This is a genomic window from Nocardia sp. BMG51109 (assembly GCF_000526215.1).
Lineage (GTDB): Bacteria > Actinomycetota > Actinomycetes > Mycobacteriales > Mycobacteriaceae > Nocardia.
Genome location: NZ_JAFQ01000004.1, coordinates 1,602,576 through 1,615,455, shown reverse-complemented (window position 1 = coordinate 1,615,455; position 12,880 = coordinate 1,602,576). Strand labels below are relative to the sequence as shown.

Sequence of the window (12,880 nt, the reverse complement as noted above, 5' to 3'; positions counted from 1 at the left end):
TGGCCCCGTCATCCCGGCATGCTCTCGGCCGGGATCCACATGCGGAACGGCATTCCGGCCGAAAGCGTGCCGGAATGGCGAGGCATGCGTCGGTGATGCGAACCCTGTGGGCAGAGCGGGTTCCGCGCGGCTCGATCGGAATCCGGCTGCGACTGTTCGGCCTGTTCAGAGACGCAAACCGGGTGCAACGGCACGAGGCGTGCCCGGGTGAACCCCTACGATTGATCGTGTGAAGGTTCTCGGTGCTTGTCCGCTCGATTGCCCCGACGGGTGCTCCTGGGTGGTGACCGTCGAGGACGGGGTCGCGGTCGGGATGCGGGGGAACAAGGAGCATCCGGTTACCCGGGGTGCGCTGTGTGTGAAGGTGAATCGGTACCTCGAGCAGTTGCACGCGTCGGATCGGATCACTCATCCGATGCGGCGGGTGGGGCGTAAGGGGGAGGGGAGGTTCGAGCGGATCTCGTGGGGCGAGGCGCTGGACGAGATCGGGTCGCGGCTGACCGGGATCATCGACGAGTACGGCGGCGAGGCGATCTGGCCGTTCCACGGGACCGGGAGTCTCGGATTCATCCAAGGGCTGGAAGGCTTTTCGGGGCGGCGGTTCTTCAACGTGCTGGGATCGTCGCTGATGGATCCGACCATCTGCTCGGTCTCGGGAAGCCTGGGGATGAAATACACGCTCGGTACTTCCGGCGGCATGGATCCCGAGGATTTCGTGAAGTCGAAGCTGATTCTGTTGTGGGGCACGAATCCGCTGACTTCCGGGCATCACGTGTGGAAGTTCATCCAGGACAGCGGTGCCTACACGGTGGCGATCGATCCGGTGCGTACCCGTACCGCCGAGCGCTGCGACGAACATCTGGCGCCGCTGCCCGGCACCGATGCGGCGTTGGCGCTCGGGCTGATGCACGTGATCGTCTCGATGGGGGCCGAGGATGCGGAGTTCATCGCCGAGAAGACGGTTGGCTGGGATGAATTCCGGACGCGCATAGCGGAATTCACGCCGGAACGAGTCGCGGGAATCACCGGGCTGCCGCAGGAGAAGATCGTGGCCCTCGGCGAGCGCATCGCCCGTACCAGGCCGACCGCGATCCGGGCATCGCAGGGAATTCAGCGTCATGCCGGTGGTGGAATGGCGTTGCGGACCATGGCCTGTCTGCCGGGCGTCACCGGCGACTGGGCGATTCCCGGTGGGGGACTGCACTATTCGACCACCGGCCATTTCAAGCTCGGCCTGCCCGACCTGGTGCGCTTCGACCTGCTGCCGAACCCGGTGCGGATGCTGTCGCAGACGAGGATCGGCGAGGGACTGCTGGAGGTCGACGACCCACCGGTGCGGGCGCTGTTCGTGATCGCCGCCAACCCGGTCGGCTCGAATCCGCAGCAGGGCAAGGTGATCGAGGGCCTGTCCCGCGAGGATCTGTTCACCGTTGTGCTGGAACACTTTCCGACCGACACGGTCGACTACGCCGACATCGTCCTCCCCGCCACCATGCAACCCGAACACCTCGACGTGATCGCCGCCTACGGCAACATGTACCTGGTCTGGAACGAGCCCGCGGTTGACCCGCCCGGCGAATGCCTGTCCACGACGGAGACTTTCCGTCGGCTGGCCCGGCATATGGGTCTCACCGAACCGTCGCTCTACGACTCCGACGAGGACCTGGCCCGGCAACTGTTGAAGGACTACGACATCGACCGCTTACGGTCCGAGGGTTTCCTGCGCGTGGAGCCCGGCCCGGTCCCGAAGGACAAGGTGCAATTCGTCTCGTTCCGTGCCGACAAGGCCGGCCACGACCCGCTCCCGTCGTACATTCCACCGTCCGACCCGGGTGACGGCCTCGTCCTGATCTCCGCTGCGTCCCACTACTTCCTCAACACCACATTCGGTAACAACCCCGAACTACGCCGCCGCGCAGGCGAATCCCGAATAACCCTCCACCCCGACGATGCGGCTGCCCGCGAGATCACCGACGGCACAACGGTACTCGTCTCGAACACCCGCGGCTCTTTCGAAGCCATAGCCGAGGTCTCCGACCGCATCCGCCCCGGCGTAGCCGCCACCACCAAAGGCCGCTGGGCCAAGCTCACCGGCGGCCCGACCGTCAACGCCACAATCGCCGAACGCGACTCCGACTTCGGCGGCGGAGCGGTCTTCCACGACAACCGCGTCGAGGTGAAGCCGCGGCCAGTGGCTGCGGCTCACGAACCTGAGGCAGTGCGGTACAGCGGCGGCGCATAGTTGTCGGGCCGATGCGCAGCCAGCAACTCGCGTAGTGCCGCCCCCGCTGCCGGATCGGTCGACCGCGCGAACTCGGCTACCCGGCGGAATGTCAGGAAGTCGACACCGCGGACCCGCGCTTCCTCTGTGTACCGATCGAGTCGCGGAAGCATCTGCGTTGTCGGTGGGAGCGGTGACCGTGCCGAGCGTTCCGCCGAGCGCTGCCGCTCGAAGTCGATCTCGGTGGATCCGCGGTGTTTCCGAATGACGCATTCGGCATCCGCCAGGCTGGAAGTATCGATGAGATCGGCGGCCAGACTGCCCTCGATCGCGTCCGCGACGGCGATCTTGTAAACGATTGTCGAAACATCGGTCATTGCGACAGTGGTCTGCCCCTGCCTGGTTTCGACGTTTCCACGAAGTCCGCTTGCCGCAGCGGCCAGCAGTCCGGTGGCTTCGGACGGATGCCAGTCGAAGACGGTCCGGACCGCATCGAAGTCCTCGTTCCTCAGCGTGGCGACCTGCCGAGTGCCGACCTCGTCCAGACGTTGGTTCAGTTCGTCCATGGTCAGCTCGCCGTCCAGGCCGAGTCCGCAGACCCACAACCGAGTCGGAACCTCCAACTCGGCACATGCCGCGAGTGAAAGCGAGTCCGCCAGCGGCGTCCTCAAACCTGCCTCGCTTCCTCGCGCTAGTATGTCGCCGCCGACGTCGACAACAAGTACGTTATCGATATCCAGTTCGTATGCAGCACAACTTATTTGGTCACGCACCCCATTCGACCCTGTACTGGGATCCAAGAGCAGAAGCCGTTCTCCCAGATCGTCGGCGAGGCGTGGCAGAGTAGAAGTACCCTTCTGGCGAAGCCGGGACCCGGCACGGATCTCGAACACACTCGGCCCCAATTCCTCGAGACCAACAAAATCTGATCGGCTACGCGGTCCGGGGAGGGGATCCACCATCAGACGGTCCCAGGAGTAGCTCATGATCGCGACCAGATCCCCGTCGCCGATTCTGCGGCCGAGCACAGCGGCCGTGATGGCGTCCCCGCCACCACCTGCAGCCATCGCTAGGGTTCGAGTCATCTGGTGTCCTCGTCATCGTGGGCCGCGTTCGGTGGTGATTGCTACATTGGCTAGTGGCCTATGGTACTTCACTTCGTCGTGGGGACCATGCGGTATGACGATTGGGACAGGATGGTTGTCGGATGCCGGAGATCGAAGAAGTCCTGCCGAAGTACCTGCAGATCGCGGGCTATCTTCGCGATCGAATCGTGCGAGGTGACCTGCCTCCTGGCGCCGAGGTGCCGTCGGAACGTGAGTTGTCCGCCGACTGGCGAGTAGCGCGGCCCACAGCCAGTAAGGCACTGCAAGTGCTGCGACAGCAGGGACTGGTCGAGTCGCGGCGCGGCTCCGGCACTTACGTCCGAAACCGCCCGGCTGCTCCGCGTGCACGTGAACGATATTCTCGGGTAGCCGAATTCGGGACGATGTATTCGGACAACGAATCGGTCGAGTTTCTGCATGCGGGTGTCGTTGCTGCCCCGGCGTATGTCTCCGACGCATTGGGAATTCCGGCCGGATCCGATGTGATCGAGCGCCGTCGCCTGATCCGTGGTGCGGTCGTCGGCTCTGTCGAGTTGTCCACATCGTGGTTTCCGGCGTCGCTGGCGGTGCGCGCGCCACGGCTTCTCGAGCTCGAACGTGTCCGCGGTGGAACTGCGAGCTATGTAGCCGAAGTGTTGGGCACAACCTGCTCGTATGCGCGCGATCAGGTATGTGCACGGTTGTCGACCGCCTACGAACGTCGAGTCCTGGACCTCGGACGTCCTTCTGCCGTGCTCGTGTACCAACTCGCGGTCTTCGACTCCGGTGACGCGGTGTTGCAGCTGGACGAGGCAGTGTATCCGCAACAGATCTGGTCGTTCAGCAGGGAGTACCCCGTGGAATGAGCCCTTCGGAATCGAGTCCATGGTCGTTAGCCAGGCGAACTGGCATAGACCACATCGGTGGCATGTGGCATAGTCCACTTGAGTATCGAGCAAGATTCGGGAGGAGAGGGGATCGCGATGTTCGAGCCACTGACCATAGGGACGTGGGCAATTGTCGATGGGCGCTGTCCGATGCGAACGGTTGTCGATGACGGCGACAGCGTTACGCTCGTATTCGGCGGCCGTGGAGATGAATTCGAGTTCGTCTTCGATGAGACCGCGTTACGTAACCTGCTGGACCTCGGGGTTCGGGCGCTTGCGGAGTTGGCGGCCTACTCTTCTGGTAAGGAGGCGGCGTCCGTCGTGAAGTTGCCCAGCGCTATCTCCGCCGATGGTCCCGGGGCGGGCCAGTAGAAGAGTCATGCAGCGGCCGGCGAGCTACTGGTGCAGCCCTCGACGGCGCCACCAAAGGTCGCTGGGCCAGTTCAACCGGCTGCGCTCCAGCTCCCAGGTGTGGTCACTCATCGGCCGAGTGGATCGCTGTCACGGCCTGTCCGTCGACCGTACTGCGCTCGCCGCGACAGCGCCGATAGTCTCCTGTAACACGTTGTTCGGCAACGGAATTGGATCCATACTGTACTTTGGGATGGTTAAAGTACAGTATGGATTTCTTACTTGCACTTATCCACGTTGGCTGCGGTTACAGCTGCGGTGAAGTGGACGTGAGGCTGTGGAAGATGGCCTCGGTGGGGGAGCCCGGGGTGGCGCAGTAGAGGATCATGCGTTGGTCGGTGTCGGAGATGTGCATGACCTGGCACTCGAATTCGAGGGGGCCGAGTTGGGGGTGGTGGACGCATTTGCGGTGGGCGCGGCGGACTTCCACGTCGTGGTCGGCCCACATTGCGACGAAACGTGGTGAGGTGCCCAGTAATTCGGTGACCAGGCTCGCCAGGGCGGGGTTGCCGGGGTAGCGGGCGTAGGCGGCGCGCAGGTCGGCGACCGTGGAGCGGGCGAAGGCGACGGCCGACTCGTCGTCCCAGTGCGGGTGGTCGGCGGGCTGGCGGAAGATCCAGCGGATCATGTTGCGGTCCCGGCCGGGCATCGCGTCCAGGTCGCCGATGAAGTGCACGGCCAAGGCGTTCCACGCGAGGATGTCGTAGGCGGCGTCCACGACGTAGGCCGGGGTGTCGGCCAGGTTGTCGAGAATTGTCCGAACCGATTGGGGCACCGTGGAATTCGGTCCGGTAATCGAAGGCGGGTTCTCACCACCGACACGGAACAGGTACTCCCGCTCGTCGGCGGACAGCATCAGCGCGCGGGCGAGCGCGGTCAGCACCTGTCGCGACGGCTTCGATCCGCGCGCTTGCTCCAGCCGGATGTAGTAGTCGACCGACAGCCCCGCCAACTGCGCGACCTCCTGCCTACGCAGCCCCTCGGTGCGGCGGTTGAGGCCCTCGGGCAGCCCGACGTCACCGGGGCGCAGCCGGGCCCGCCGGGTGCGCAGGAATGCCGCGAGTTCGGTCCGGTCGGCCATGCTCACAGTCTGCGCCGAATCCGTGCCCGGTGGGTGGTACAACTTGGTCCTCCCCGGCGCCGGCATCGGCCGCAACGCTGGACGGCATGACCACAACAGCCCTGATCACCGGTGCCAACAAGGGCATCGGCTACGAAACCGCCCGCCAACTCGCCGCCCGCGGCACGACCGTCTTGGTCGGCGCCCGCAACCCCGAACTCGGGCAGGCCGCCGCCGACAAGCTGATCGTCGGCGGCGCGGCCGCCCGTTTCGTGCAGTTGGATGTCACGGACGAGGTTTCGATAACCCGCGCGGCCGCACGGATCCGCGAAGAATTCGGCAAGCTCGACATCCTGATCAACAACGCCGCCATCACCGGCGGATTGGAGGGCGATGGCAAGGCGTCCTCCACCACGCTGGCGACGCTGCGGAATGTCTACGAGACCAACGTCTTCGGCGTCGTCGCGGTCACCAACGCCATGCTGCCGCTGCTGCGCGAAGCCGAGGCCGCCCGGATCGTCAACGTCTCCAGCGAGGTCGGTTCGATATCCCTCGCCCTCGATCCGGACGGCCCCTTCTGGGGGATGGGCGCGATCTCCTATCCGTCCTCGAAGACCGCACTGAACATGATCACCGCCCAATACGCCAAGGAGTTCTGGGATACTCCCATCAAGGTCAATGCCGCCAACCCGGGGTACACGGCCACGGACCTCAACGGCCACACGGGTTTCCGCACTCCTGAACAGGGCGCCGAACCCATCGTCCACCTCGCCACCCTGCCTACCGACGGCCCCACCGGCCGGCTGTGGGGATACGTGTGGGGAGCGGGAAACAGCGAGTACGGCGCGCTTGCCTGATAGTGGGCTGCGGTCTCCGCTGCGGGCGGCTGGATCCGAATGCGAGCCCATCCTCGTCGTATCCGGCCGGGTATCTCAGTAGTCCCGCTGCTGCTTCTGGCACACGCTGCCCCGGACGACCGCGTGTTCCCGGTCGAGGGTGGCGCCTTTCGCGAAGGATTCCGCCGAGTCGCGATCCGATGCGTACTGGGATCCCCACTTGCCATGGGGAACCTGGGCGACGGCTATGCAGCGGTCGTACCTGTCTCCCTCGGTGTCGATCATCACCGCGCAATCGGCGACACCGCAGGACTCGTCGGCGGCGTCGTGGGCGTCGTCTTCGGAACGGTAGTTCCATGCCTTGCCGACCTGTCCCGTCGATTTGGATACCGAGAGAGCGGCCCACAGCGGGTTCGTGTCGGCATGTGCGGGTGCGGCGAGGAATAGCGCCCCGGTCGCGGCGACGACGACAGAAATGGTCTTGTTCATGAGTTCCCCCGTTGCTTCGAGTGGTGTTCGCCCGCGGGCGCGGAGACGAACACGGGGAAGCATGGGGCCGTCAGCCGTGAGAATCCTTGCGAGAACCATAAAGCCGAAGATCGGCGCAGCTGGTTCCTGGCCGGTCGCGCTGGTGCAAGCCCTCGAACGTAGGAAGGACCGCCCCGGAGCGAGAGGGGGACGGGGCGGTCCTTCGGTGTGACCGGAGGGGATCGGTCACACAGTGGGGCTGGAGGGTTCTCCAGCCTTGTGGCGCAGCGCGGCGAGTGCGTCGATCCGCGCGGCCGCGTCGTCGACTATGCGGTCGACGAGTTCCTGGACCGTGGGCAGGTCCTCGATGATGCCGGTGACCTGACCGGAGGCCAGGACGCCGGCGTGGGTGTTGCCCTCGACCAGACCGGCCTTCAGCAGCATCGGGGTGTTGGCGGCCATGATCACCTGGGACCAGGTGAGGCTCTTGGTCTTCCGCATGGCCAGGCCGTCGCGGACGATGGTGGACCATTTCATTCCGGTCATGCTCTTGAACTTGGCCGCGTTGGCCGCCGCCGCCGTGAATCCGCGCCAGCGGCCCGAATGTTCCAGGCGTTCAACCAGTTCCGTGTTGAGAACCCGGTGCGGCATGCCGTCCACCTTCAGCGACACGGTGGTGTCCTGCAGCCCGCGCTGCAAATACTCCCGCTTCACCGCCTCCGGCACCGTGCTCTCCTGGGTGAGCAGGAACCGCGTGCCCATCGCCACACCCGCTGCGCCATAGGACAGTGCGGCGGCAAGTCCGCGCCCGTCGAAGAATCCGCCCGCCGCAACAACGGGAATATCCACGGCATCGAGAACCGACGGCAGCAGCAGCGTCGTGGCGACGGGGCCGGTGTGCCCACCACCCTCGCCGCCCTGCACGATCACCGCGTCGGCCCCCCACGACGCCACCTTCACCGCGTGCTTGGCCGCGCCGATCGACGGAATCACCACGACACCGGCGTCTTTCAGCTTCGCGATGAGTTCCTTCTTGGGCGCGAGCGCGAACGAGGCGACCCGGACGTTCTCCCGGATCAGCAGGTCGATCCGTTCCGGCGCATCGGTGGCGTCGGCGCGGATGTTCACGCCGAACGGTTTGTCGGTGTGCGCCTTGGTCTTCGCGACGGCCGCCTCGAGCTCCTCGAAGGTCATCGTCGCGGAGGCCAGGATGCCCAGCCCGCCCGCATTGGCGGTGGCCGCCACCAGCCGCGGCCCGGCCACCCAGCCCATCCCGGTCTGCACCACCGGATGGTCGATGCCGACGAGGTCGGTGAGCGCGGTCCGAATGCGCGCACTCATGGCCGGGCCTCCGGTATCGGCACAGCGTGCCCCGGACGCCCGGGCGATGCGGCTTCGGTGGCGCGACGGATCATCGGACCTCCTTGTCGCGCAACCCCTTGGAGTCCAGCACGTTTCGGATGATTCGCAATTCCTCCTCGGTCGGCCACCGGGTGGTCTCGGCGGTCTCCAGCCCGGCCACCTCGAACGAGGTGTTCTCGGCCACCTCGTCCGGCGTCACCCCGGGATGCAGCGACAGTGCCTGGAGCGTGTGGTCTGGCCCGCCGAAGTCGAACACACCCAGATTGCTGACAACCCGGTGCAGATGATGGAAGCGGAACGCCGGATTCGCGGGATCGACTTTGTCGTAACCGATTCCGGAGACGATGTCGACCTGCTCGCAGAACACCCGCTTGCTGTGCCGGGGGACGAAGTAGCTGGTGGGGTGGTTGATCGTATTACCGGGCGCCCCGCGCACGCCGAACATCTGCCGGGTCGGGTGCTGCAGCGGCCCGAACGCCGACAGGTTCTGATTGCCGAACCGGTCGATCTGGTTGGCGCCCATGACGACGTGCCGCCGACCGGACGCCACCACGTCGAACACCTTGCCGAACGGAACCCAGCCCTCCGCAGGGGCTTTCCCGCCCAGCGGGGGAGTCTCCGCCAGCAGCACGGCCTCGCCGTCGGACAGCAGCAGGTCGGGCTCGAAGGTCAGCCGGGCCAGCCGGGCCCCGATGGTCGGGATCGGCGACATCGGGCTGGCCATGATTTCGCCCGCCCCGCGGAAGATCTCGGCGCAGGCGACGGCGCACACCTCGGCGCGCGTCGCGGTGGTGGTGTCGGTCATGGGCGTTCCTCGCTCTGCACGGGTGCCTGGTGGAAGGTGAAGGTCATGACGCCGGATCCGGTGAACGACACCCGCATCCGGGTGGCGGCCCGGTCGGTCCAGCGGTCGTCGGCGCTCGTCGTGTCACTCATGTGTCCTGCTCCGCGGCGAATTCCCGGACGGCGGCCTGGTATTCGTCCTCGGTGCCGTCCAGATAACGGGCCTTGAACCCCGCCCAGGTGTCGGGCTCCTTGGCCGCCTCGACGTAGTGCCGCTGGAACTTCTCGTCCCGGCCGTAGCTGCCCGACAGCGTGAAATGCGCACCGCCGGGGCTCTCGACGACGCCGTCGGCCATCATGCGGTTGAGGATGATCGCCTGCTGCGGAACGGCTTTCACCAATTCCTCGGTGTCCACCAGTCGATCCACCGATACGTAGCGGCGCTCGGCGGCCAGGCAGAACAGGTCGTCCATGTACGGGTCCACACCGGTGTAGGCGGCGTTGCCGTGCTTGTCACCCAGGTCCAGGTGGACGAAGGAGGCGTCCAGCGTCAGCGCGGGCATGGCGACGAGGGTTTCGATGCGGCCGTCGGCATCCGGATACGGGGACCGCACGGTCTGCAGCTCACCGTCCCAGAAGTTCAGCACGTCCGACCCGAGGCCGGCCCGGATCGGCAGGAACGGCAGCCGGGCCGCGGCGGCCTGCAGCCCGCACTTCACCATGCCCTCGTCCATCTCGCGGGCCACGATCTCGCCGCCGGTGCGGGCCTTGGCGAACCACGGATCGTAGAACGGCGCCGAATCCAGCGATACGAACCCGTAGTAGACCTTGCGCACCTTGCCCGCCGAGCACAGCAGCCCCAGGTCCGGACCGCCGTAGGTGACGACGGTCAGATCGGTGACATCCGACCGCAGCAGCGCCCGCACGAACGCCATCGGCTTGCGCCGGGAACCCCACCCGCCGAGCCCGATCGTCATGCCGCTGCGCAGCTCGCCGACGGCCTCGTCGAGCCCGATTCGCTTGTCGCGCATTACTTCCCACCTCGTTTCGCGGCCAGGTCCTCGTCGAACCGCGCGCGGATCTCGTCCGACACCCCGGCCAGGTTCAGCTCGAAGGTGAAGCCCTGCTCGAACCGGTAGCTGCGATGCACGTCCTGCACGTCGATGCCGTTCAGCGCGCGCTTGGCGGCGCGGATGACCCGGCCGTCCTTGTTCGCGATGTTCTTCGCGACTTCCAGCGCCGCCGAATCCAATTCGGCGCGCGGCACCACCTTGTGCACCGACCCGAAGTGATGCAGCTGCTGCGCGGTGACCGTGCCAGCGGTATAGAACAGCGTGCGCATCATGTGCTGCGGCACCAGCCGCGCGAGGTGGGTGGCCGCGCCCAGGGCGCCCCGCTCCACCTCGGGCAGCCCGAAGGTCGCGTCGTCGGAGGCGACGATGACGTCGGCATTGCCCACCAGCCCGATGCCGCCGCCCAGGCAGAACCCGCCGACCGCTGCGATCACCGGCACCTGGCACTCGTAGACCGCCCCGAACGCCTCGTAGCACCCGTGATTGGCGTCGATCAGCGCCTGGTGGCCCGGATTGTTCTGGATCTCCTTGATATCCACGCCCGCGTTGAATCCGCGGCCCTCCGCGCGCAGCACCACCACCTTGGTCTCGGGATCGCGCCCGGCCGCGCGGACCGCGTCGGCCACGGCGAACCAGCCGGCCGTGGGCAGGGCGTTGACCGGTGGGTAGTCGATCGTGACGACCTCGACTCCCGAGGTCTCGGTGTGACGGTTGATCCCCATCGCATGTCCATTCGTTGGCAAAGCAAGCAAGTGCTTGGTAGGTTATCACGGTGGCAATCGAAGTGGATCTCTCCGGAGCGGTCGTCCTGGTCACCGGCGGCGTGCGCGGCGTGGGCGCCGGTATCAGCCGGGTGTTCCTGGATGCCGGCGCAACCGTGGTGACCTGCGCGCGCCGCCCCGCCGACGCCCCGGTCACCAGTTCCGGCCGCACGGCCGAATTCGTCCCGTGCGATGTGCGCGACGGCGATGCGGTGCCGGCGCTGATCGAGACGATCGTCGAGCGGCACGGCCGGATCGACCACGTGGTGAACAATGCCGGTGGTTCCCCGTTCGCCCTCGCGGCGGACGCCGGCCGCAAGTTCCACTCGAAGATCATCGAGCTGAATCTTCTTGCCCCGCTGGCGATTTCTCAGGCGGCCAATGCCGTGATGCAGGATCAGCCCGGCGGCGGCTCGGTCGTGATGATCTCCAGCGTGAGCGGCCACCGGCCCTCGCCGGGGACCGCCGCCTACGGCGCCGCCAAGGCCGGCCTGGACAGCCTGGTGCAGTCGCTGGCGGTGGAGTGGGCGCCGAAGGTCCGGGTCAATTCGGTGATCGTCGGCATGGTGCACACCGAATCCAGTCACCTGCACTACGGCGACGAGGCCGGGGTCGCCGCGGTGGAGACCACCATCCCGATGCAGCGCATGGCCACCCCCGAGGACATCGGCGGAGTGGCCGCCTTCCTCGCCTCCCCGCTCGCCGGCTACGTCAGCGGCACCTCGCTGCTGGTGCACGGCGGCGGCGAGCGCCCCGCATTCCTGGCGGCCGCGACCGCCAACGAGCCGTCGTCCGCGGGTGCCTCGGAGTCGAGGTAGCGGAGCGGACAGGGCAGCAGCGGACCAATCGCACGACAGCACAACGGAAACGAGAGCGGAGAACATGGCGGACAACGAGGGGATCTGCGCCGGGCGCACAGTCATCGTGACCGGAGCGGGCGGCGGCATCGGCCGGGCGCACGCGCTGGCCTTCGCCGCGGCGGGGGCCAACGTGGTGGTCAACGATCTGGGCGCCGAACTCGACGGCACCCGCAGCGAGGACTCCCCGGCCGCCCAGGTCGTGGAGGAGATCCTGGAACTCGGCGGCAAGGCCGTCGTGAACGGTGACGACGTCGCCGACTGGGCGGGCGCCAAGCGCCTGGTCGACCAGGCCGTGGAGACCTTCGGCCGGCTGGACGCGCTGGTCAACAACGCCGGCATCGTCCGCGACCGGATGCTGGTCAACCTGTCCGAACAGGAGTGGGACGCGGTCGTCCGGGTGCACCTCAAGGGGCACTTCGCGACCATGCGGCACGCCGCCGAGTACTGGCGCGGGGAATCGAAGGCCGGACGGGCCGTCGACGCGCGCATCGTCAACACCACATCCGGCGCCGGCCTGCAGGGCAGCGTCGGTCAGGGCAACTACGGCGCCGCCAAGGCGGGCATCGCCGCGCTCACGATCACGGCCGCCGCGGAGTTCGGCCGCTACGGGATCACCGTGAACGCCATCGCCCCCAGCGCCCGCACCCGAATGACCGAGACCGTCTTCGCCGACATGATGGCCAAGCCGGAGGGCGGGTTCGACGCCATGGCCCCGGAGAACATCTCTCCGCTGGTGGTCTGGCTGGGCAGCCCGGATTCCGCCGGGGTGACCGGGCGCGTGTTCGAGGTGGAGGGCGGCAAGGTGGCCCTGGCCGACGGCTGGCGGCACGGCGTACCGGTCGACCGCGGCGCCCGCTGGGCTCCCGCGGAGCTCGGTTCGGCGGTGCGCGAGCTGATTGCCGAGGCGACGCCGCCGGAGCCCGTCTACGGCGCCTGATTCCTTACCCCCTACTCGACACGCCAAGGCCGGATCGCGCGACTCGCCGCACCTTCCCCGCGGCAGCGATCCGGCCCGCGGCCGGCATCGAATGACGTTGTGCGAGTAGCCGACGTGCGCACTGATCCGAACCTCG

The 12,880-nt window shown here is 66.9% G+C and carries 14 protein-coding genes; 6 read left to right on the top strand and 8 right to left on the bottom strand.

Annotation, left to right across the window (positions count from 1 at the left end; all coding sequences use genetic code 11):
• Positions 1-229 precede the first annotated feature (229 nt).
• Entirely contained in the window at positions 230-2,242 is a 2,013-nt protein-coding gene (locus D892_RS0108565) for a molybdopterin-dependent oxidoreductase (protein WP_051499027.1), read from the top strand.
• Here the strand turns inward: D892_RS0108565 and D892_RS44435 are convergent.
• Positions 2,203-3,288 (bottom strand): DUF1152 domain-containing protein, encoded by a 1,086-nt coding sequence (locus tag D892_RS44435; RefSeq protein ID WP_024800842.1) that lies wholly within the window; start codon positions 3,286-3,288, stop codon positions 2,203-2,205. The genes D892_RS0108565 and D892_RS44435 overlap by 40 nt on opposite strands.
• Before the next feature lie 140 nt (positions 3,289-3,428).
• Here D892_RS44435 and D892_RS0108555 point away from each other — a divergent pair, with 140 nt between their 5' ends.
• Complete coding sequence (locus tag D892_RS0108555) at positions 3,429-4,172, top strand: GntR family transcriptional regulator (protein ID WP_024800841.1); 744 nt, start codon at positions 3,429-3,431, stop codon at positions 4,170-4,172.
• A gap of 117 nt (positions 4,173-4,289) precedes the next feature.
• Entirely contained in the window at positions 4,290-4,565 is a 276-nt protein-coding gene (locus D892_RS0108550; RefSeq protein WP_024800840.1) for a hypothetical protein, read from the top strand.
• Positions 4,566-4,851: 286 nt separating this feature from the next.
• Here the strand turns inward: D892_RS0108550 and D892_RS0108545 are convergent, their stop codons facing one another.
• Positions 4,852-5,685, bottom strand: a complete 834-nt coding sequence (locus D892_RS0108545; RefSeq protein WP_024800839.1) for a helix-turn-helix transcriptional regulator — start codon at positions 5,683-5,685, stop codon at positions 4,852-4,854.
• 86 nt (positions 5,686-5,771) lie between these two features.
• Here D892_RS0108545 and D892_RS0108540 point away from each other — a divergent pair, with 86 nt between their 5' ends.
• Positions 5,772-6,521, top strand: a complete 750-nt coding sequence (locus D892_RS0108540; protein WP_024800838.1) for an SDR family oxidoreductase — start codon at positions 5,772-5,774, stop codon at positions 6,519-6,521.
• A gap of 75 nt (positions 6,522-6,596) precedes the next feature.
• On the opposite strand, the gene D892_RS0108535 is transcribed toward D892_RS0108540, so the two are convergent.
• The 6 genes from D892_RS0108535 to D892_RS0108510 all read right to left on the bottom strand — a co-directional run bounded on the left by D892_RS0108535 (position 6,597) and on the right by D892_RS0108510 (position 10,908).
• A complete protein-coding gene (locus tag D892_RS0108535; protein ID WP_024800837.1) occupies positions 6,597-6,989 on the bottom strand; it encodes a DUF4189 domain-containing protein in 393 nt (130 codons plus the stop codon).
• A 225-nt stretch (positions 6,990-7,214) separates the two neighbouring features.
• Positions 7,215-8,309, bottom strand: a complete 1,095-nt coding sequence (locus D892_RS0108530; protein WP_024800836.1) for a nitronate monooxygenase family protein — start codon at positions 8,307-8,309, stop codon at positions 7,215-7,217.
• Between the two features lie 70 nt (positions 8,310-8,379).
• A complete protein-coding gene (locus D892_RS0108525; RefSeq protein ID WP_024800835.1) occupies positions 8,380-9,135 on the bottom strand; it encodes a CoA-transferase subunit beta in 756 nt (251 codons plus the stop codon).
• Positions 9,132-9,266 carry a hypothetical protein gene (locus tag D892_RS49140; protein ID WP_255360212.1) on the bottom strand — a complete coding sequence of 45 codons (135 nt, stop codon included), beginning with the start codon at positions 9,264-9,266 and terminating at the stop codon, positions 9,132-9,134. The genes D892_RS0108525 and D892_RS49140 overlap by 4 nt, the downstream gene beginning before the upstream one ends.
• The gene (locus D892_RS0108515; protein ID WP_024800834.1) at positions 9,263-10,144 is read right to left on the bottom strand and encodes a CoA transferase subunit A; all 882 of its coding nucleotides are present in this window, start codon (positions 10,142-10,144) and stop codon (positions 9,263-9,265) included. Before D892_RS0108515 ends, D892_RS49140 begins: the two co-directional genes overlap by 4 nt.
• Entirely contained in the window at positions 10,144-10,908 is a 765-nt protein-coding gene (locus tag D892_RS0108510; protein WP_024800833.1) for an enoyl-CoA hydratase family protein, read from the bottom strand. The genes D892_RS0108515 and D892_RS0108510 overlap by 1 nt, the downstream gene beginning before the upstream one ends.
• Before the next feature lie 50 nt (positions 10,909-10,958).
• On the opposite strand from D892_RS0108510, the gene D892_RS0108505 reads away from it, so the two are divergent.
• Both D892_RS0108505 and D892_RS0108500 read left to right on the top strand, forming a co-directional pair.
• Positions 10,959-11,765, top strand: a complete 807-nt coding sequence (locus tag D892_RS0108505) for an SDR family oxidoreductase (RefSeq protein ID WP_369801741.1) — start codon at positions 10,959-10,961, stop codon at positions 11,763-11,765.
• A gap of 64 nt (positions 11,766-11,829) precedes the next feature.
• On the top strand, positions 11,830-12,744 hold the full coding sequence (locus tag D892_RS0108500; RefSeq protein WP_024800831.1) for an SDR family oxidoreductase: 915 nt from the start codon (positions 11,830-11,832) through the stop codon (positions 12,742-12,744).
• Positions 12,745-12,880: the final 136 nt, after the last annotated feature.